This window comes from Phyllobacterium calauticae (genome assembly GCF_019991125.1).
In the GTDB taxonomy this organism is placed as follows: Bacteria; Pseudomonadota; Alphaproteobacteria; order Rhizobiales; family Rhizobiaceae; genus Phyllobacterium; species Phyllobacterium calauticae.
In genome coordinates, this window is sequence record NZ_JAGENB010000012.1 from 1 (window position 1) to 20663 (window position 20663).

Sequence of the window (20663 nt, forward strand, 5' to 3'; positions counted from 1 at the left end):
CCCCCGCCCCCGCTGTTCTGGCTTTGCGTGCATAGCGCTTGCCATTGGGGCTGTCCTTGCGGAAAATCAGGCCGGTTTCCACCAGCGCGCTCAAATGCCGGCGCAGCGTTGCCGGCGCCATGCCGTGCGCGCGCAGCGACAGTTGCACATTGGACGGAAACACCACCAGGCCGCCCGCCTCGCTGAGCTCGTTCTGCGGATAGAACGTCAACAGCGCGTTGAGCACCACCAGCGCCCGGTCGGAAATCCCGATCAGCGCCCGCGCCTCGCACAACGAGCGAAACAGCTTCCATTTGTCGACCGAAGCCTCTGGATCGACGTCGCTCGCCTGCGCCTGCGTTGCCAGCATGCCAAGCGACAGCGATCGCCGCCCGAAGGGCGTCGTGAATGCATTCCCCGACTGCATCGTCTTCTACCTTTCAATAGGCAAAAGAAATCCATCCGCCCAAACGACGCCAAAAAGTCTTGACACTGATTCCCGGAAATGCGATTCTCGATCCTGCTAGAGATATGAGAGAAGCCTTCCAAGACAGAGATGTTTAGGTGGGCTTTTTTCTTGTGCGGTTAATCTCCTGTTTTTCCTACTGTTTCCGATTCCCTGAAGGCTCGATAGAGTTCGTCAAGGTTATCGGCAATATATGCACCGAAACGAGAAGCATTTCTGGCCTTCAACGCCAGTGTAAAGCTCTTTCCCGTATCTTTGATCTCTGCGTTAAGCGATTTATCCTTGGCCGCCCAGGTCTTCGTCCTGGAAGCGCTTGCTTTCGGCGCCGGCCGCTTCGCATTGTTCAGGCAATCGAACAGGCGCGCAAACCGATCATCGCTGTTCTCGACAGCAAAATCCGGAGAGTGAATGAACTCGGCCGCCCTCGCCTGATTTCCCGGCTGTTCCAGAAATTTGGAAAGCTGCCACCAGCGATCCCGCCCCGTTGCCTTGGCCGAGCCGATGGCAAGAACGATAGTCTCTGGTATGTGCGATGAAACCGACTGCATCTTGGAAAATGTCGTCGGATCAAGTGCCAGCGCCGATTTGACGACGGCGTGATCATAGCCAAGATCGCCCAGCCGCTTTGCAAACAGCGTCCGCTCGATAAAGGAGAGGTTTTGCCGCGCCGCGTTTTCCTGCCCCTGCGCAATGACGTGATCCTGATCCGCCATCGGCTTGACCACGGCACGCACGAGCTTGCCGAGATGCCGTGCGACCTTAACCCGGCGATGACCGAAAACGATCTGGTAGCGACCCGATACGGAGGGGTGCGGGCGAACGAGAATGGGCGAATCCTGCCCCCTCTCCGCAATGGCAGCCAGCAGCTCCTGAAAAGCCTGATCGTCGTCGTCGATGCGATCGGTGACAAACGAACCGTCGATCAGTTCCGGATCAAGTTCCACGACGCTGCCCTTGGCCAGTTCCTCGAACGAGCTCTTGATGGAGCGCGATGCACCCGTCACCACATAGGACAAAGCGTCGTTGCGTTCCGTCTGCGCGGGCGCCGGGTTCATCACGCTGCTGAAAATATCCTTCCGGGCCATCTAATTGCGTCCATTTCCAGTCATGCGGTTGATTTTTCTTGCGAAAATCAATGTTTTTACGGCAGTAAATCGTAGGTTCATGTCATCGGCCCCACGCACGATGCACGAGCGAGGCGATCTCGGCATTAACAGCGTCAAGTGACTCGATCGCCCGCTCATAGGTTGAGCGGGTGAAACTGTTCTTCTCCACTTCGTAGAGCGTCTGTTTGGTCAGGCCGGCATCCGATACCGCCGTGGATTTCAGCATGGCGTTGGCCAATATCTCTTCAGCCAGCATGGATTGCATGAAGCCCACCATCTGGGCCTGCGGAATATCCGTCGGTTCATAGCGGGTAATCAGGTAGCGGAACCAATCGAGTTCCACTTTCGCTCCCGCCTGCTTCACGGTCTTCAGGATACCGCCCAGCATGAGCAGGAACTGCGACATGGACATCAGATCCAGCATCTGCGGGTGCACGGTGATCAAAACCGCCGTGGCAGCCGACATTGCCGTCAGCGTGAGATAGCCGAGTTGCGGCGGGCAATCGACCACAACCACGTCGTAGCGGTCATCGACGCTCTCAAGCGCGCTGGCGATACGGGTAAAGAATTGCCGGCCTTCGCGCGATGCCTTGTCTTGCATCGCCAGCGGGGTATCGTACTCATACTCCTGCAGTTCGAGATTGGCCGGAATGATATCGAGCCCGGGGAAATTGGTCGGCAGGATCACATCGGCAATCGGCTTGCGCTGATCGTCATAGCGGATGGATTCGTATAGCGACAGATTCCGGTCCAGTTCAGGCTGGAAACCGTGCAGGGCGGAAAGGGACGCCTGCGGATCAAGATCGATCGCCAGAACCCGGTGGCCCGTCAACGCCAGATATTGCGCGAGATGCGCCGATGTCGTCGTCTTGCCGGAGCCGCCCTTGAAATTGACGACAGCGATCACCTGCAGCTTGTCGCCGGGCTTGCGGTGCGGCACATATTTTTTAACCTCGGTCCGGCCGTTGCGGTCGAGATAATGGCGCAGCTCCAGCATCTGCTCCGCGGTATAGGAACGCCGCCCGGACGCGGCCTGCGCCGGCACGGGCCCCTTGCCTTCCAGATGCAGGCGCTTGAGATTATTCTGGGTCACACCAAGATAGTGCGCCACTTCCGCCATGGAGAACTGCCGCAATGTCTTCTTGGCATTCGGCGGAAACTTTTCCATCCGAAGCTGGTTCAAGCGGCGTGAAATCTCTGCACCCTGGTCGAGGATCTTGTCATCAAACTCAAACTTGGGCAGAGGTAGAGCGAAATTCATCGGAGACAAAACCTCTAATAGCGCTTTTTCAAAGCAAATCTTCTGAGAAGCGCCATTAAGCTCCGATTCGAACAAACCATCAAGAAATTTTAGGTTAACAGAAACTTAACAACAGTTTTGTCATGCAACACATGCGGAGCTTTGAATCCCGATGCATATCCCGCGGCGTTGGGGCACCCAGCATCAAAACGTGAGTAACCCGCTGTTTTACCTACAAAAACACTGAGTATTTACTGCAGTAAATACGCCTTTGAACCGGACACCCGACGCAATCGGGGCAATCCATCCTTCAGCGGGGCGCCTTTCACCATTGGAACCCGCCCGACTTATCCAATGATTTATCAACAAGCGCGCCCGGAATCATGCGTTTTCAGCGTCGGTCTGGTCATCGGCGGCGAATCGAACGCGATTCCTGCCCTCCGATTTGGCGCGGTAGAGCGCGACGTCCGCCGCCTTGATGAGTTTCGGCCATCCGGCAGAGCCCAAGACGCCGCTGGCAACGCCGAAACTTGCGGTCATATTCAGACAAACACCGTCTGCCAGCCGAATCTCATGCCGCTGCAGGGCGAGCCGGATGCGGCGAGCGCGCATGACGACGTCGGCAAGCTGGTCACCCGTCGAGAGAATGGCAAACTCCTCACCGCCGAACCGGGCGATGACATCCGCCGACCGGACCATTGACCGCAACAGAGCCGATACATCCTTGAGCACAAGATCTCCGGCCTGATGGCCATAGGTATCGTTGACGAGCTTGAAGTAATCGATGTCCAGAAGAATAAGACAGGTCGTCTCCGGCTGCTCATCCTTGTTTGCTGCGCTCTGACCGATCAGGTCGAGCGTGCGTCGGTTGAAGAGACCGGTCAAGCCGTCGGTTTCCGCCTGCTCTTTCAATTTGTCGGTCAAGATAGCCCGCTCATGCAGCTTGCCGCGCAAAACCTGCAGCGCATCGAAAAGCCGGCGCATTTCCCCGGCATAATGCTGCCTGTCGCCAAGTTTGACCGGCACGTCGTGGGCAAGGCCGATAACCTCTTCGCGCGCCTGCAGGAGCGGTGACAGGACGGACCGGTGCACCATATGAATAAGGCTCGCAAGAATGGCCAGTATCGCCGATGTTATGGCGACAACCATGATCAAGGTGCTTAAGGCACGATCACGCGTGTGCATGAACTCGTCGATCTTGACGTTCAGAAACTCGCTGCGCAGGCTCTCCAGCGGTTGAAGCGTTTTGACAAAGCGGTCCGTGAACTGCTCCGCCGTCATGGAATATTGCCCGGAGACCCTGCCTTCCGCGACAAGAGCGTCGACCATACCCAGACCCTCGCCGAAAAACACGCGCTCGATTTCCTCGCGCTTGCCGGCAAGACGGGAATCGCTGCGGAAGAGGGCGTCCTGCACGCCAATCAGGCGCCAGAGCTCATTGAGCCGCCCACGCGTCCGGCTGCTGTCAATCAGGTGCTTGCGTTCCAGGGGATGACGCGTCGCTATAGGCGCCATGATCTGGGACGCGATGCGTCCGCCATATTCCCGGAGATCGCTCAGCATGTGGCCCGTCATCACGGATGCCGCGATGGCATCATCAGACCCGACAAGCTCATTGACATTCCAGGCCACGATCGACTGGAAATCGTCAACCACGGCAAACATGCCTTCAATCGACTGCTGGACGTCGTTTGTAGTGCGCTGGTCAAATGGCATCGCAGCGACCCGATCGACATCCATTCTGGCGCGTTTGAGATCAACGCCCGTCTGTTCAAGCAGCCGGAGAGGGGTGGGGTGGTTTAGGCTTCCGGGATCAGGTGTTTGGGGGGCTGCCGCTGCGGCAAGAGCCGCATCACTTGCCGCGCGAAACTGGATAAGCCGCTGGGTCACGTCAGGTGTCAGAGGATCGGCGCTCCCCATGACCGTGTTCGACGGGCCGCGTTCCGCCGACAGGCGATTGGCGGCGTCCAGAACCAGACGAAAGCGTTCAACCCGATCAAGGTTAAGTCGTGCGAGCCGGTAATCCCCATAGGATGGCGCTATAACGCTCGTTGCGAGAATGGCAGTACAGGCCACTGCCATGCTGACGGCAATCCACAGCTTCCGATACAGGCTGGCGCCTGCATTGTTTCGCGGTGCATTTGGGGGTAGTTCGGTGGAGCTGGACTCTGGCAGGGAGGGACGTCTTCCAAAACGGGCCGGACGAAATGAAGTCAATCAATATTATCCTATCGCAATAGTTCCCTCCAGCAGCTGAGGCGCCACCAGCAAGACTGTCCTTCGTCCCCTCTGAAGTCCGCGTTTTCTCACAAACGCTTGGTCTCGTCGCTCAATCGTATGGCTGGTTTAAGGGAAGATATCAATAGGCAAGCACACGCATAGGTTGATATTGATGCGCACTTTTTAGTTGCAATCCTTCAAGAGACACCGGGAAAGCCTTGGTCTGCAGTCCAATACCGGGCGGCAAATGAGACACATTTGCCGCCCGGCACGCCGGCGATAAAACCATCCGGCAATCAATTCCAAAAAATGGATATCCGTTGCTATTTCTTGCCGCCCGCCGCCTTGCGGCTGGCATCGTCCTCGACCAGTTCATACCACATGGCATTGAGAACGGCGAAAGCAGCAGCAAACGGCAATCCGAGCAGCCAGGCAAAATACCACATTCTTCTACTCCTTCTTCGTCCTAGTAAGCGTGACCGCTCTTGTTGGTGATTGTCTTGTCATCCACTTTCCCCCACAGCACGTGATAAACCCAGCTTGTGTAGAGAACGATCAGCGGCACGAAAATGGCCGTCACCACCAGCATGATGAACAGGGTCAGGTGGCTTGACGACGCATCCCAGACTGTCAGGCTCGACCGCGGATCAAGCGACGATGGCAGGATGAAGGGAAACATCGACAGGCCCACGGTCGAGATAATGCCGAAAATCGACAGTGCGCTTGCCAGGATGGTGGTGATTTCCCGCTTGAGACGGAAACCCAGCATGGCGACAAGGGCGCCCAGGAAGCCGAGGAGGGGGGCAACCAGCATCCAAGCATGTGTGTTGAAATTGGCAAACCAGGCGTTCTTGTCCGACACGACGGTCTTCAGCAGCGGATTGGATGGCCCCGTCGGATCGACGACGCTGGAAATGCGATACCCGTCCAAACCGGTCCAAAGGATAAGTCCCGCGACGGCAAACAGAAGCACGGTGAGCGGTGCTGCGATCCCGCCAAATCTGCGGGCGCGCGCGGCGATGATCCCCGTCGTCTTCAATTGCAACCACGCACTGCCGTGCATGACCAGCATGGCGACCGAAAGAAGCCCGCAGAGAAGCGCGAACGGGTTCAGCAGCCCAAAGAACGACCCTTCATAGAAAATGCGCAGATCGCTGTCAAAACGGAAGGGAACACCCTGCAGCACGTTGCCCAAGGCCACACCGAAAATGAGTGACGGTACGAAGCCGCCGACGAACAGGGCCCAGTCCCAGGCAGCCCGCCAGGTGGCGCTCTCGCGCTTCGACCGATATTTGAACGCGACAGGCCGGATGATCAGTGCCGCCAGGATAACGAACATGGCGAGATAAAAACCGGAAAAGGAGACCGCATAGAGTGGTGGCCAGGCGGCAAATATCGCGCCGCCGCCAAGAATGAGCCAGACCTGATTGCCTTCCCAGATCGGACCGATCGTGTTGATGGCGATACGGCGTTCCATGTCGGTGCGGGCCACAAAGGGCAACAACGTACCGATGCCGAGATCAAAGCCGTCGGTGACGGCAAATCCGATCAGCAACACGCCGAGCAGAACCCACCAGATCAACCTTAAAGTGTCATAGTCGAGAAATTGATGCAGGATCATGATTGTTTACTCCGCCGGTACGATATGGGGGGAAATCAGGACGGCTTCTGGCTCATTGTCCAGTTCCGGCCCCTTGCGAATGGCACGAAGCATCAGGCCCATCTCGATCACGAACAGGATTGTGTAGATCGTCACAAAACCGGCAATCGTGATCAGCAGGGACGTCGCGCCCAGATTGGAAACGGCTGCCGCCGTTGGCAGGACGCCCTCGATGATCCAGGGCTGGCGGCCGAATTCCGCGACGATCCATCCCATCTCCGCTGCAACCCAGGGGAGGGGGATCGCCAGGACTGCAATGCGCAACAGCCACGGATATGTATCGAGTTGCCGCCGGACCGACAGCACGAAGAACGTCCCGGTCAACAGGATGAAGAACATGCCGAGACCGACCATGATGCGGAACGACCAGAAGAGTGTTGGAACGTGCGGGACCGTATCCAGCGCCGCTTTTTCGATCTGGGCATCGGTTGCCTGGCGCGGATCGTCGACATAACGCTTGAGAAGCAGGGCGTAACCAAGATCGGCCCCGTTGTCTTCAAACTTGGCCCGCACGTCCGGTGCGATCGCATTGGTGCTGCCGGCAGCGCGAATCTGTTGCAGCGCGTCATAAGCCAGGAGCCCCTGTTTGATCCGCACCTCCGCATGCTTGACCAGATCCTCGATTCCGGGAATTTCCGTGGTCAGCGACCGCGTTCCGATGAGCCCCATCACCCAGGGAATACGAACCGCATAATGGGTTTCGCGGCTCTGCTGATCGGGAAAGCCGAATGCCGTGAAGGCGGCCGGAGCAGGCTCGGTCTCCCACATCGCCTCAATCGAGGCGAGTTTCATTTTCTGGTGTTCGGTGGAGAGATAGCCGCTCTCATCGCCAAGCACGACGACGGAGAGGGCCGCGGCCAGTCCGAAGGATGCCGCCACCGTCATCGACCGCTTGGCCAGCGCCGTGTGACGCCCCTTCAGGACATACCAGGCGGAAACACCCAGAACAAAGATGGAAGCCGTTACGTAACCGGCGGAAACCGTGTGAACGAATTTCGCCTGGGCGACCGGGTTGAACAAAACTGCAAAGAAATCAGTGACTTCCATGCGCATCGTCTGGGGATTGAACGCCGACCCCACCGGATTTTGCATCCAGCCATTGGCGATCAATATCCACAAGGCGGAGAAGTTCGAGCCGATTGCAACCAGCCAGGTTGCCGTGAGGTGTCCCACTTTGGACAGCTTATCCCAGCCGAAGAAGAACAACCCGACAAAGGTCGCTTCCAGAAAGAATGCCATGAGGCCTTCAATGGCCAGCGGCGCCCCGAAGATATCGCCGACATACTGGCTGTAATAACTCCAGTTCATGCCGAACTGGAATTCCATGACAATGCCGGTGGCGACACCGAGCGCAAAGTTGATACCGAACAATGTGCCCCAGAACTTAGTCATCTGGCGCCATATGACGCGGCCGGTCATGACGTAGACTGTCTCCATGATTGCAAGCAATACGGAGAGGCCAAGCGTCAATGGTACGAAGAGAAAGTGATAAAGCGCGGTTATCGCAAATTGCAGGCGCGAAAGCGCTACGATGTCGAGTTCCATCTGCTCATGCCGGGCTTACGCCCGACCCCCTGTTGATCAGCGCCGCGAAGGGCGAACGCCGAGTGATTGAGACTGCGTCCTCAGTCCGGCCGCAGTGCTGCAAGTGCGGCGTCGAATTCTGGTTCGCCGCGGTGTAAAGAGGCAACGATCTGCCCCTGTTTCATGATGAGGAGTCGGTCGGCCATTTCAGCCTCCCGCCGTATATGTGTGGCGACAAGGACCGCGTGACCGGTCATCTCATGCCTCAGCCGCTGCAGGACATCCCGCGCTGTCTCGCCGTCCAGCCCTTCGGTCGGTTCGTCCAGCAGCCAGAGCGTCGCGTTGCGCAGAAGCAGCCGTGCCAATGCAAGACGGCGCAACTGTCCGCCCGAAAGCCCCAACCCGCCTTCACCAAGCCGGGTATCGAGCCCGGCCGGTAATTTTTCCACATGGCTTGCCAGCCCGGCTATCACAAGCACCTGCCAAAGGCGGTCATCCCCGGCGTCGGGGTCCGCAAGCCTGAGATTCTCGCGCAGACTATCCTGAAAGAGTTCCGTCCGTTGCGTCAGGCGTGCCGAAGAGGTACAGGCGACACGGCCCGTCACAGGCTGCAATTCACCGGCAATCAGGGCCAGCAATGTCGATTTTCCCGCACCGCTGGCGCCAACCAGCGCAACGCGCTCGCCCTTCGCCAACGACAGTGAGACGTCCGTGAGGGCGGGATGAGCTGCGCCCTGATGAGCGACCGTGACTTTCTCAAGCGCTACCGCCAGACCTACGGGAGGAGGGGAGGGGAGGGCAGGCGAGGGTGCAGCGGCAAGATTGCCGCCGATGCGCCGCGCCGCAAGAATGGTGCGGCCAAGTTCAACTGCACCGCGCCGCAGCCCGGCAAAGGGTTCGAGCGCTGCCAGAGCCATGAGAACAGCCAGGGCCGCAACCGGCGCCCCGATCAGGCCCGCCTGTGCAAGAATGGCAACGGCCAACAATGTACCCGTGAGAAGCACGGCGGAGGCGATGCCGAAACCTGCGGTAACGGCCATTTCAACGCGGTTGAGCCTGTCATCCGCATTCACCAGACGATCATCGGCGGATTGGATCGCAGCACATTGCGCCGCCACCCGGCCGGCCATGATGAGATCCGTCTGCCCCGCGACAAGATCGATCACACGCGAGCGAAGCGCTTCCATCGCATGGGCCCGGCGGCGCGCCGCATCCAGTGAAAAGCGCCCTGCCAGAAAGGGTATCGCCAGCCCTGTTGCCAAAAGCCAGGCGGCCACACCCAGGCCAAACAGCGGATGCATCAGCCCGAAGACCACGCTCACAGCCACCGCGGAACACAGCGCGACGGCGCCCGGCACCACGATCCGCAGATAGAGCGAATCCAGGGCGTCGATGTCGGCCGTCAGCCGGAACAGCAGCTTTGACGGCCGGCGGAGCAGCAGATGGGCAGCCTCGGGTCTCGCCCATCCGCGAAACAAGGTTTCGCGCAGACCAGCGAGAACACCGAGCGTGGCGTCATGGGTGGTCAATCGCTCGCCGTAGCGCGCGGCAGTACGGGCAAGGGCCAGAAAACGGATACCTGCCGACGGGGCGAAGACATCGAACGTGAAAGCCGTTGCCGACGACAATCCGGCAATGGCCGTGGCGGTAATGAACCAGCCCGACAAGCCAAGCAGGGCAATACCGGCCAGCACCGTCGCCGCCGCCAGAAGCGCACCGGCCAGCAGCATGAACCGCCGTTCTGCCAGGAAAAGCCGCAGCACAGGCCGGAAATCGCGCCGGAATGACATCACGCATCACTCCTTGTGAAAGCGATCCGAAGATCGATGATGCGATCTGCCCGTGCGGCGAGAGCCGGATCATGCGTTGCGATGACCAATGTCTTGCCTCGCGCCAGCGCAAACAATCTGTCGGCAATATCATTTGCCGTCTCATCATCGAGGTGTGCGGTTGGCTCATCCGCAAGAATCAGGTGCGCATGCGAATTTGCGGCAGCGCGCGCCAGGGCGAGACGCAGCGCTTCGCCGCCGGAAAGACCCGAACCGCCTTCGCCGATGGACGATTTTCCACGGGCATTGGCGACCGTGTCCAGGGCGGCATTGTGCAGCGCCACTGCCACCGCATCCGCATCGACCTCCGGCCGGCCCAGCGAGACATTCGCGCCGACAGTCCCGGCAAAGATATGCGGTTTCTGGCCGACCCAGGCGATGCACCGCCGCTGTGTCGCAGCATTTTCTGCCATGGATTTGCCGGCAACCAGTATGTCGCCGCCGTCCAGCGGCGCCAGACCTGCAATCAGGGCCAGCAAGGTCGATTTTCCCGATCCGCTCGGTCCAAGCAGGGCCACGCTTTCACCCGGAGCGATATCGAGGCTGAACCGTTCGAAAACCGGCCGCCCGTCTCCGGCATAACGGAACGTGGCATCACGCATATGAACGGAGGGCGTTCCGATCCGCGCGGAGAAAGCAGTCCGGTCATCATGGGGCTTGTCGCCATCACGCGGCAGGTCCACGCCCTTGACGGCAAGTTTCCGCAGCGCCTCCAGCGAAGCTTCCCCTGCAGCACGGTCATGCCAGACTGCTGAAAGCTCGCGCAACGGCTCAAAGAAAGCGGGAGCGAGCAGCAGGATGAACAGTCCTTCGCTTAATGAGAGTCTGCCGCTCCAGGTTCCGAAGTCGAGTTGCCCGAGGAGATGAAACCCGACATAGACCGCCACCATGGCAACGCCAAGCGCGGCAAAGAGCTCGAGGACAGCCGAGGACAGAAAGGCGATGCGCAGGACTGCCATCGTGCGCGACCGCAACGACTCCGCATCGGCCCTGAGGCGCTTTGCCGTCACATCCACCGCATCGAGCGCGCGAATTGTCGCCAGTCCGCGCAGCCGGTCGAGCAGAAACGCGTTCATTCCGCCAACTTCGACCAATTGCGCCTCGCTCGCCGCCTTGGCGCGCCAGCCGATCAGCGCCATGAACACGGGAATGAGCGGCGCGGCAACGAGCAGAACGATGGCAACAGCCCAGGACAGGGAAAGAACGCAGACAAGGATTGCAAGCGGGACCAGCGTTGCCTTGAACCGGGCGGGACGAAACCGCGCGAGGTAAGGCACCACAGCTTCGGCCTGCTCGGCCAGGATGCTTGCAGCCTCCCCGGAGGCAATCCGGCCAGGATCAAGCGGCGAGCGATGGGCAAGGGCGAGAACGGCGTCCCGGCGCAGTCCGGCAAGCGTGGAGCGCGCACCATGGAAAGCGAGCCGGTTACCCGCGGCGTCGATGAATGCACGCACGACGCCGATTGCAAGAACGCCGGCGGCAAGCCAGACGACACCCGACAAACCGTTGCCCGCAGCGATCCGGCCGACAGCGATACTGAGCAGGGCCGCCTGCGGCAGCCACAGGAGCGCGGCAACAGCCTGCACAAGGGCTGCGGACCGTCCTCCGGGCAAACGGCCTGATGTTTCCGTCCCTATATTATCCGGCTCAATGGTTTTTGCGCGCGTTTGGCCGTTTGCGGCCGGATCTCCTGCCCGCAAAGCTACCGGGGAACTGAGTGCATCGACTGACATGACATTTATGCCTTGTCCGGACTGCGTTTGGTGCGGCCGAGCGAGACGATCTTGTCTTTCGCCTCGAGCAATCGCGTTACCTTGGCGCCAAGCGTCAACAGAGTTGCAAGGCGGTCAGTTTCGAGCTTCTTCACGTCATCGTACCAAGTTGTGAGGCGCTCGATAAGCCCATGCATTTCCGCCATGCGTTCCTGTGCATGCCGCTCGGCATCGCTCGCCGGCTGCTGCATGAGTATTTCGCGCAAGACGGAGAGTGTCGGATCGACCTCGCGCTTCTTTCGTTCCTCCGCAAGCGTGCGCAAAATCTGCCAGACATCGTCCGGGGTTGTGAAGAAGTCCCGCCGGTCATCCGGCAGGTGTTTCAGCAGGACAAGATTCCAGGCCTGCAGCTCGCGCAGGCTCATCGACACATTGGATCTGGAAATGCCCAGCGATTCGACAATCTGATCGGCATTCAACGGCTCGGGCGTGACATAGAGCAGGGCATAGATCTGCCCCACGGTACGATTGATGCCCCACCGGCTGCCCATTTCGCCGAAATGCAGCACGAAGGACTGAACGAGAGGAGGAAGGTTCATCAGAGATTCCCGACACAACAGTTATTTCAGTAATTACTGAAATTACGATATTCGATAAATCAATGAGATGCAAGTGACCTCGAAACTCAACCTAGCATTGCAACGATGACGGAAAGAATACGCTGTCTGTTCAGGGACTTCGCCAACAAAAAACCCGGCCGTTGCCAGCCGGGTTTTCTAATTTCTATCTGAACGCCGTGACGCGGTCAGTTCAGTCCGAGCTTGCCGCGCAGGGTCGAAAGATCTTCAGCCAGCGTGTTAACGGCGGCTGCAAGCACCGCGCGATCGTCGTCGGTCAGCTTGTCATAGAGTTCGTAGCCTTCCGCCGTCTTGTACTTCGACAGGGTTTTGCCGACCGTATCGAAATTACCCGCAACCTTGGTGACGAACGCACCGTCACCCCTCTCGATCAGCGGACGTGCCAGCTCGAAAATCTTGCGCGAACCATCGAAGTTTGCCTTGAAATCCCACAGGTCCGTATGGCTGTAACGGTCTTCTTCGCCGGAAATCTTGGTCGCCGCCACTTCTTCCATCAAGGTAGCCGCGCCGCCGAAGACTTTCTCGGGCGGGAAGGTCAGATCGGTGATGCGCTTGTGCAGTTCGACCACATCGGCCTGGAGCTTGTCGGCAAATTCCGCCAGGCCTTCCGTGCTGTTCTGGCTGAACAGGCCATATTCAAGACGATGGAAACCGGTGAATGCGGGGTCTTTTTCCTTCAGTTCGTGATTATCGGCGCGCGAATCGATGGAGCCATCAAGATCGCTGAAAAGTTCGGCCACCGGCTCCACGATTTCGTAGTTCATGCGGGTCGGCGCATAAAGCTTCTTGGCCTTTTCAAGATCGCCGGCCTTGATCGCATCGGTAAAGGCCTTGGTCTCGCTGACCAGCTTTTCCAGGTTTTCACCGATGAAAATCTTGTACTCGGCAATGGGCCCGACAAGATCGAGAGGCGAGACCTCCGCATTGGCGACGCGCGGGGCCGCAGCCGCGGCTATCGCGACGATACTTGCTGCAAGATAGGCTCTGAATTTCATGGGTAGCTCCTTCAGGATTTGGTGTTTGTTGGCGGATGGCCGGCTGCTTCCAAGAGGGTTCGGCCAAGAAAATCGTCGGCGCCGGCAACGCCCGGCAGGGTAAAGAAGAAACCGCCGCCAATGGGCTTGATGTATTCTTCCAGCGGCTCGCCATTCAGCTTGTTCTGAACGGCAATGAATCCCTTCTCCAGATCCGCCTGGTAGCAAATGAATAGCAGCCCCTGTTCGAGCTGACCGGATTTGCTCACGCCGTTGGAATAATTGAACGGGCGGCGCAGGATGAGATGCGCGTCGGCGGCCTTGCTGCGGTCATTCGCCAGCCGGATATGCGCATCGAGCGGCGTGACAGCACCGTCCGGGTCTTTCGCATAATCGGGCACTTCCGTTTCGGTGCGGCCGCCAAAAGGAGCGCCGCTGGGCTTGAGTCGCCCGATAATGCGCTCCTGCTCGCCAAGCGGCGTGCGATCCCACCGCTCGACGAAATTACGGATGATCCGGACCGCCTGATAGCAGCCATTGCGCGCCCAGGCCGGTTCGTCGCCACTGTCCTGAACCCAGACAATCCGCTGCATCAGGCCGGCATCGCCGGCATCGGGATTGGCCGATCCGTCACGAAAGCCGAGAAAGTTGCGCGCACTCTGGTGCGTCCCGTCGGGGCTGCGCGGCAGGACGGGAACCGACCCCTCCTGCTTCCAGCGCAGGACCATCAGATCCGGCAGATTTTTCAGGATATCGCGCAGGGCGTGAATATTGGTATCGGGTGTGTTCGACGATATCTGCAACGACAGGTCGCCATGACACAGCGATTGGTCCAGCGCGTCATTCTTGAACGCCTTCATGCGTGACAGGCGGGCAGGCTTGTGGGGTGAAAGCCACTCCCGCTGCTCAAAGAACGATGCGCCAAGCGAAACGGTGATTGTCAGATTGTCGGGCAGGACCACCGGGCCAAGGATGCCGCTGTCTGCAGGCGGCAGCTTGTCATCGAGGGCAGGGGGCGTGCCACCCTTCATCAGGAACGCAATCCGCTCGGTGAGGCTTCTGAACAGCCGCTCCACCTCTTCCGGCTTGCTCGCCAGCACCCGGAACGAGGCCACCATGCCGGCGGCCGGACGCGGTGTCACGATGCCGGACTGATATTGCCCGTGGAAGGGCTGCTGTTCCAGCATCTTGTCGCTAACGGGAGCGTCGGTCACCTGTTCGCCGTGGCTGTTAGCAGCCTGCGACGTCGTGATGCCGGCCGCGAGCACACTGCCAGCTGCGCCTGCTCCAAGAAGGAGGCCGCGGCGGCTGGTCATGAAGGGATTGTTGTCTCTGTCCTTTGTCATGATTGTTTCCCCGGCCTATTCAAGCCCGACAGCGGCATTCAGTTTGCCGATGGAATCGGCAAGTGCCTGCATCTGTGCGGCCAGTGCCGTCCTTTTGTCCGCGCTCACGCTGTCATAGGCCGGGAAACCGTCCGCGCCGCGCAGCGATTTCAGCGTGCCGTCCACGGCAGCGAAGCGCGCTTCGATATCCGCGACAACCGCAGGAGAGCCCTGTGCAACCACGGGCTTCATCAGCGCGATCATGCGCGATACACCGGCAAGATTGGCTTCAAAATCGGCAAGGTCGGTTCGCGCGTAGTGATTTTCGCCGGCGGCGATCCTCGTGCCTGCAATGGTACCGATCAGGCGGCCAGCGCTGGCGGCAATCTGATCAGGCGGAATGCGCAGTGACCGTACCCGATCCTTGAGCACCGAAACGTCAGCCAGCAGTTTTGCCGAAACGGGCGCAAGGCCGTCGAGGCTCTTGACCGAATAAAGCCCGTACTCGATGCGGTGAAAACCGGTAAAGCCGGTGTCCGCCTCGCGCTTTTCCAGATAGTCGGCGACAGGATCGATCGCATTGTGCAGATCGGCAAAGCGGTCGGCCATGGGCTCGATCTGCATGTAGGGCTGGCGGGCCTTCTGGTAGAGCTCCCGCGCCTTGTCGATATCACCGGCCTTGATGGCCTCGTCAAGCGCCTGCGCGCCCTTCACAAGCGCACTCGTCTGCGTGGCAAGAAAGACCTGGTATTCGGCCAGCGGACCAACGAACGCCACCAGCGCCGGGCGCGCTGCCGCCGCATCGGCCTCCGCCGAAGGCGTTACGGTCAGGGTCCCGCGCGGATTGTTGAGCAGCCCGCAGGTGATTTGATACGTGCCGGGATTGAGCTTGGCGGTGAATGTCTGGGTAAAGCCCGGAACAATATTCTCCCGTTCTTCCAGCACCATGACGCCGTCGAGTATTTCCCATTCAAGGGCCCGGTCCGACTTGTTGACGATATTGAACGTGGTACGCCCGGCCGGAACGGTCAGGGCATTCGGATCACATTTTCCCTCACTGATCGTCACCGTGATCGCGCCAGCCGAGGCGCCGGTCTTGACCATCGTCGAGGCATAATAAAATGCGCCGCCGCCAGCAACGACAAGCAAGCCGGCACCCACGACGGCAAGCTTCATCAGTGTTTGCGAGGGTGGGCGGGGAGCAGACGGGTTCGTATTCTGGACCATGGGATGCTTTCAGTGGGTTGGCCGGGACGCTGCGGCAGCGGTTTGACGCTGCGCAGGCCGCAGAAAGAAGAACAGGCTGACGGCGAGAAACACGACATAGGCGATGATCTCTCCCAGCGTCGGCATATCCTGATAGCCGAACATGCCTGAAAGCAGCGTACCGAAGGCGCTGCTGACCGGCAGCACGTTGCTCAAATCGAACACCACCGTCTGCAGGCTGTTCCAGACGCCCGCTTCATGCAGGTGCCGCAGCGAACCGGCAAGGATGCCTGCGGCCACCACGAGGATGAACAGGCCTGTCCAGTAAAAGAACCGCTTCAGGTTGAGACGGACACCGCCGGCATAGATGCCGTAGCCGAGACCGATGGAAACCAGGATGCCCAGAAGCGCACCGAGCGGCGCATCGGAGTTCGCGCTCTGCTGAAAAATGGCCAGGAGGAAGAAGACGGATTCAAGTCCCTCGCGGGCCACCGCAAAGAAGACCATGGCAACCAGCGCCGCTCCCTGCCCGGAGGAATGGGCGAGCGCATCGTCGATGGATGTGTGCAGTTCCGATTTGATGGAGCGGGCAGCCTTGCGCATCCAGAAGACCATGGATGACAGCACGATCACCGCGATGAAGCCGACAAGGGCTTCGAAAAATTCCTGGGCTTTCTGGGGAAACTGCGCACTGACCATCTGCAGGCCCGCGCCCACGAACAGGGACAGGGCAACGGCAAGCAGAATGCCCACCCACACGGCAGGCATCCAGGCACCGCGACCGGTCTGCTTCAAATAACTCGCAACAATGCCGACAATCAGCGCGGCCTCAATGCCCTCGCGCAGCATAATCAAAAATGGAACAAGCATTAAAACCAATCCTCGGCGCGGCCAGCCCGATGTTGCGCAGCGCTGGGCAAGTCATAAACCGGGACGAAAAACGAAGCAATAACAATATATTAGAAGAATTCTAAGAAGATGCGACGGCGAATTTCTGTAATCTTTTCCGTATGTTGAGTGGTTTTGTCCACTATTTTGCGACACGAAAATGCGCCCTTTGCAGCGCTTGCAAATACCACTGGTTGCAGAACATGAGGTCTTCAGGCAGGTTTTACCGGGAGGAAAGGCAAACCTGCCGGAAAATTCATGCCTCGGGCTTGCCGTAGCCGCCGCCCGTCGGCGTGACGATGATGAAGGCTTCACCCGCTTCCAGCACGGTGTGCGCACAGCCCTGCAGCGCTTCGACGGCCCCATTTCTGCGGCGCACCGCATTGGAGCCGGTCTGCCCCGGCTCTCCGCCCTGCAGGCCGAACGGTGCCACACGGCGATGACCGGAAAGAATGGCGAAGTCGAGCTTTTCCTGTGCACGGATCGTCCGCTGCGTGCCGTTCCCGGCGGACCACTTTCCCTTGCCGCCGGAACCGGCGCGGATGTGGAAGTCTTCCAGCACCACCGGGAAGCGCGTTTCGAGAATCTCCGGATCGGTCAGCCGGGAGTTGGTCATGTGGGTGTGAATGGCATCGGCGCCGTTATAGCCGGGGCCAGCCGGGGCGCCGGAGCAGATCGTCTCGTAATACTGGTACTGGTCATTGCCGAAGGTGAGATTGTTCATCGTCCCTTGCGCGGCAGCCTGCGCACCCACCGCACCGAACAGGCAGTTCGTGACGGCCTGGCTGACCTCGACATTCCCCGCGACAACCGCAGCGGGATATTCCGGCGAGAGCATGGTGCCATCGGGAACAATGATATGGATCGGGCGCAGACATCCGGCATTCATCGGAATGTCGCTCTGCACCAGTGTCCGGAAGACATAGAGCACGGCAGCGCGCGTCACCGGGCGCGGTGCGTTGAAATTGTCGGAACGCTGTTCCGACGTGCCGGTGAAATCGACGGTCACCTCGCGCGCAACTTTGTCGACCGAGATTTTGACGACGATGCTGCACCCCTGATCCATCTCATAGGTGAAGCTGCCGTCCTGCAGCTGGTCGAGGACGCGGCGCACGCTCTCGGCGGCATTGTCCTGCACATGGCCCATATAGGCTTCGACGACATCCTCGCCGAAATGGCTGATCATCTTGCGCAGCTCCGCCACGCCCTTTTCATTGGCGGCAACCTGCGCCTTCAGGTCATTGACGTTCTGCAGCAGCGTGCGCACGGGGTAGCGGGCACCGGTTAGCAATGCCGCCAGTTCGTCCTCGCAGAAACGGCCGCGATCCAGCAGCTTGAAATTGTCGATGTAGACGCCTTCTTCTTCGATGGTCGTTGCCAGCGGCGACATGGAGCCCGGCGCGATGCCGCCGATATCCGCATGGTGGCCACGGCTCGCCACCCAGAAACGGATCGTCGTACCGGCATCGTCAAACACCGGCGTGCAGACCGTCAGGTCGGGCAGGTGGGTGCCGCCATTATAGGGGGCATTGATGAGGAAGACATCGCCGGGGTGAATGACCGGATTCTCACGAATGGCGGCAGCGACGGAAGCATCCATCGAACCGAGATGCACCGGCATATGCGGTGCATTGGCGACAAGATTGCCTTCCGCATCGAAAACGGCGCAGGAGAAATCCAGCCGTTCCTTGATATTGACGGAATAGGCGGTGTTCTGCAGCGTCACGCCCATCTGCTCGGCGATCGACATGAAGAGATTATTGAAAATCTCCAGCATGACCGGGTCGGCTTTCGTGCCGATGGCCGAACGGTCCGGCAGCGCCCTGATGCGCTTGAGAACGATATGGTTCTTGGCCGTCAGTTCCGCCTGCCAGCCGTCCTCGATAACGATGGTCTGGTTGGGCTCGATGATGATGGCCGGACCGGTGAGGCGCTGGCCGGGCTGCATCGCATCGCGCAGCACCACGGCCGCGTCATGCGCGGACCCTTGCGAATAGAAGCGGTTGTGCCGCACCGCATCCGGCTCACCGGTGGCTGTCGCATCGACAGCCGTCTCGGCTTGACCGGCACCGCCGCCGACGGTCTCCACTTCCGCCGCGTCGATAACGAGCGCCTTGTTTTCGGCGACAAACCCAAAGCGGCGCTTGTGCAGGATTTCGAACTCGCGCCGCAAACGGCCGATATCGTCATGCGCCGGAAAGGTCGCCTCGACGGCCAGCACGGTATCCGTACCGGCATAGCGGATATGGGCACGCACGATGGTGGTGATCTCACTTTCGGCGATACCCTGCGCATTGAGCTCGGACAGGCATTCTTGCTGGAGCTCCGCGGCCAGACCGGCAAGCGGGGCAGGGGCGGCCGGATCGAGCGGCACACCCAGCGCCTTCTGCCGGGTCGCCCGGATATCGGCAAGGCCCATGCCATAGGCCGACAGCAGACCCGACATCGGATGAACGAGAATGCTCTTCATGCCCAGTGCATCGGCAACCAGGCATGCGTGCTGGCCGCCGGCGCCGCCGAAGCAGCTCAGCGCATAGCGCGTCACGTCATAACCGCGCTGCACGGAAATCTTCTTGATCGCCTCGACCATATTGGCAACGGCGATGCGGATAAAACCGTCAGCCACATCTTCCGGGCTGCGGCCATCGCCGATCCGACCTGCCAGTTCGGCAAAGCGCGAGCGCACGGCATCGACATCCAGCGGCTGGTTCTGGTCCGGTCCGAAGATCGGCGGGAAAAATTCGGGCAGGAGCTTGCCGACCATGACATTGGCATCGGTCACGGCCAGCGGGCCGCCATTGCGATAGCAGGCGGGACCGGGATTGGCACCGGCTGAATCGGGACCGACACGGAAACGCCCGGCATCGAAATGCAGGATGGACCCGCCACCGGCGGCAACCGTGTGGATGAGCATCATCGGCGCGCGCACACGCACACCAGCAACCTCCGTCTCGAAAGCACGCTCATACTCGCCGTCGAAATGCGCGACATCCGTTGATGTGCCACCCATGTCGAAGCCGATGACATTGGGAAAACCTGCTTCTTCGCCAGTACGGGCCAGGCCGACAACGCCGCCGGCCGGGCCCGACAGGATGGCATCCTTGCCCTGGAACATATCGGCGGCGGTCAGACCGCCCGAGGACATCATGAACATGACGCGCGCGCCGGTGCGGGCAATGTCCAGCTCTGCCGACACCTGCGCCACGTAGCGGCGCAGGACCGGCGAGAGATAGGCGTCGATGACAGTGGTATCGCCGCGCCCGACCAGCTTGATCAGCGGCGAAACCTCGTGGCTGACGGATACCTGGGCAAAACCAATCTCCCGGGCGATTGCGGCCATGGCAGCCTCGTGCGCCGGAAATTTGTAGGCATGCATGAACACGATGGCGATCGCGTCATAGCCTTCATCCTTCAACGCTTTCAGGGCTGCGCGCGCCTGCACTTCGTCAAAGGCGATTTCAACCGTGCCATCGGCGAGCACGCGCTCATTGATTTCGACAACCCGGTCGTAAAGCGCCTCGGCCTTGATGATCTCGGTGGCAAAGATGTTCTTGCGTTCCTGATAGCCAATGCGCAGCGCATCGCGAAATCCCCTGGTCGTCACAAGGGCAAGCCGTTCGCCCTTGCGCTCCAACAGGGCATTGGTGGCAACGGTCGTGCCCATGCGCACTTCGCCGATGCGCCCCGCCGGAATGGCTTCGCCCGGTTTCAGCCCAAGGTGCAGGCGGATGCCCTGCACGGCGGCATCCTTGTAGGCCTCGGGATTTTCGGACAGCACCTTGCGGGCATGCAGCACGCCGTGCGGATCGCGCCCGATGACATCGGTAAACGTGCCGCCCCGGTCGACCCAGAAATCCCAGCTTCCGATGCTCATCCCGCACTCCTCTTGATCGACT

General features: G+C 59.9%; 15 protein-coding genes. All 15 read right to left on the bottom strand.

All coding sequences use genetic code 11. From position 1 onward, the window contains the following. Positions 1-406, bottom strand: a 406-nt coding sequence (gene repC, locus J1W56_RS24345; RefSeq protein ID WP_264319181.1) for a plasmid replication protein RepC, incomplete at its 3' end; no start/stop codon positions are given. Positions 407-564: 158 nt separating this feature from the next. Then, positions 565-1530, bottom strand: coding sequence for a plasmid partitioning protein RepB (gene repB / locus J1W56_RS24350; RefSeq protein WP_223615872.1), 966 nt, complete (start codon positions 1528-1530; stop codon positions 565-567). An 82-nt stretch (positions 1531-1612) separates the two neighbouring features. Beyond that, on the bottom strand, positions 1613-2812 hold the full coding sequence (gene repA / locus J1W56_RS24355; protein WP_105735049.1) for a plasmid partitioning protein RepA: 1200 nt from the start codon (positions 2810-2812) through the stop codon (positions 1613-1615). A 360-nt stretch (positions 2813-3172) separates the two neighbouring features. Further along, positions 3173-4873 carry a GGDEF domain-containing protein gene (locus tag J1W56_RS24360; protein WP_223615873.1) on the bottom strand — a complete coding sequence of 567 codons (1701 nt, stop codon included), beginning with the start codon at positions 4871-4873 and terminating at the stop codon, positions 3173-3175. Positions 4874-5334: 461 nt separating this feature from the next. Continuing rightward, entirely contained in the window at positions 5335-5457 is a 123-nt protein-coding gene (gene cydX / locus J1W56_RS24365; RefSeq protein WP_223615874.1) for a cytochrome bd-I oxidase subunit CydX, read from the bottom strand. A 20-nt stretch (positions 5458-5477) separates the two neighbouring features. Continuing rightward, positions 5478-6632 carry a cytochrome d ubiquinol oxidase subunit II gene (cydB, locus tag J1W56_RS24370; RefSeq protein WP_223615875.1) on the bottom strand — a complete coding sequence of 385 codons (1155 nt, stop codon included), beginning with the start codon at positions 6630-6632 and terminating at the stop codon, positions 5478-5480. A 6-nt stretch (positions 6633-6638) separates the two neighbouring features. Continuing rightward, positions 6639-8216 carry a cytochrome ubiquinol oxidase subunit I gene (locus J1W56_RS24375; RefSeq protein ID WP_223615876.1) on the bottom strand — a complete coding sequence of 526 codons (1578 nt, stop codon included), beginning with the start codon at positions 8214-8216 and terminating at the stop codon, positions 6639-6641. An 80-nt stretch (positions 8217-8296) separates the two neighbouring features. Then, positions 8297-9988 carry a thiol reductant ABC exporter subunit CydC gene (gene cydC / locus J1W56_RS24380; protein ID WP_404928828.1) on the bottom strand — a complete coding sequence of 564 codons (1692 nt, stop codon included), beginning with the start codon at positions 9986-9988 and terminating at the stop codon, positions 8297-8299. Continuing rightward, positions 9985-11757, bottom strand: a complete 1773-nt coding sequence (cydD, locus tag J1W56_RS24385) for a thiol reductant ABC exporter subunit CydD (RefSeq protein WP_404928830.1) — start codon at positions 11755-11757, stop codon at positions 9985-9987. The genes cydC and cydD overlap by 4 nt, the downstream gene beginning before the upstream one ends. Positions 11758-11762: 5 nt before the next feature. Further along, positions 11763-12335 carry a GbsR/MarR family transcriptional regulator gene (locus J1W56_RS24390; protein ID WP_223615878.1) on the bottom strand — a complete coding sequence of 191 codons (573 nt, stop codon included), beginning with the start codon at positions 12333-12335 and terminating at the stop codon, positions 11763-11765. Between the two features lie 206 nt (positions 12336-12541). Continuing rightward, a complete protein-coding gene (gene efeO, locus J1W56_RS24395; RefSeq protein WP_223615879.1) occupies positions 12542-13369 on the bottom strand; it encodes an iron uptake system protein EfeO in 828 nt (275 codons plus the stop codon). Between the two features lie 11 nt (positions 13370-13380). After that, positions 13381-14694, bottom strand: coding sequence for an iron uptake transporter deferrochelatase/peroxidase subunit (gene efeB, locus J1W56_RS24400; RefSeq protein WP_223615880.1), 1314 nt, complete (start codon positions 14692-14694; stop codon positions 13381-13383). Positions 14695-14709: 15 nt separating this feature from the next. Beyond that, positions 14710-15900 carry an iron uptake system protein EfeO gene (gene efeO, locus J1W56_RS24405; RefSeq protein WP_223615881.1) on the bottom strand — a complete coding sequence of 397 codons (1191 nt, stop codon included), beginning with the start codon at positions 15898-15900 and terminating at the stop codon, positions 14710-14712. Positions 15901-15909: 9 nt separating this feature from the next. Further along, on the bottom strand, positions 15910-16749 hold the full coding sequence (gene efeU, locus J1W56_RS24410) for an iron uptake transporter permease EfeU (protein WP_223615882.1): 840 nt from the start codon (positions 16747-16749) through the stop codon (positions 15910-15912). A 274-nt stretch (positions 16750-17023) separates the two neighbouring features. Further along, positions 17024-20641: a hydantoinase B/oxoprolinase family protein gene (locus J1W56_RS24415; protein ID WP_223615883.1), complete on the bottom strand. Its 3618-nt coding sequence runs from the start codon at positions 20639-20641 to the stop codon at positions 17024-17026. Positions 20642-20663 lie beyond the last annotated feature (22 nt).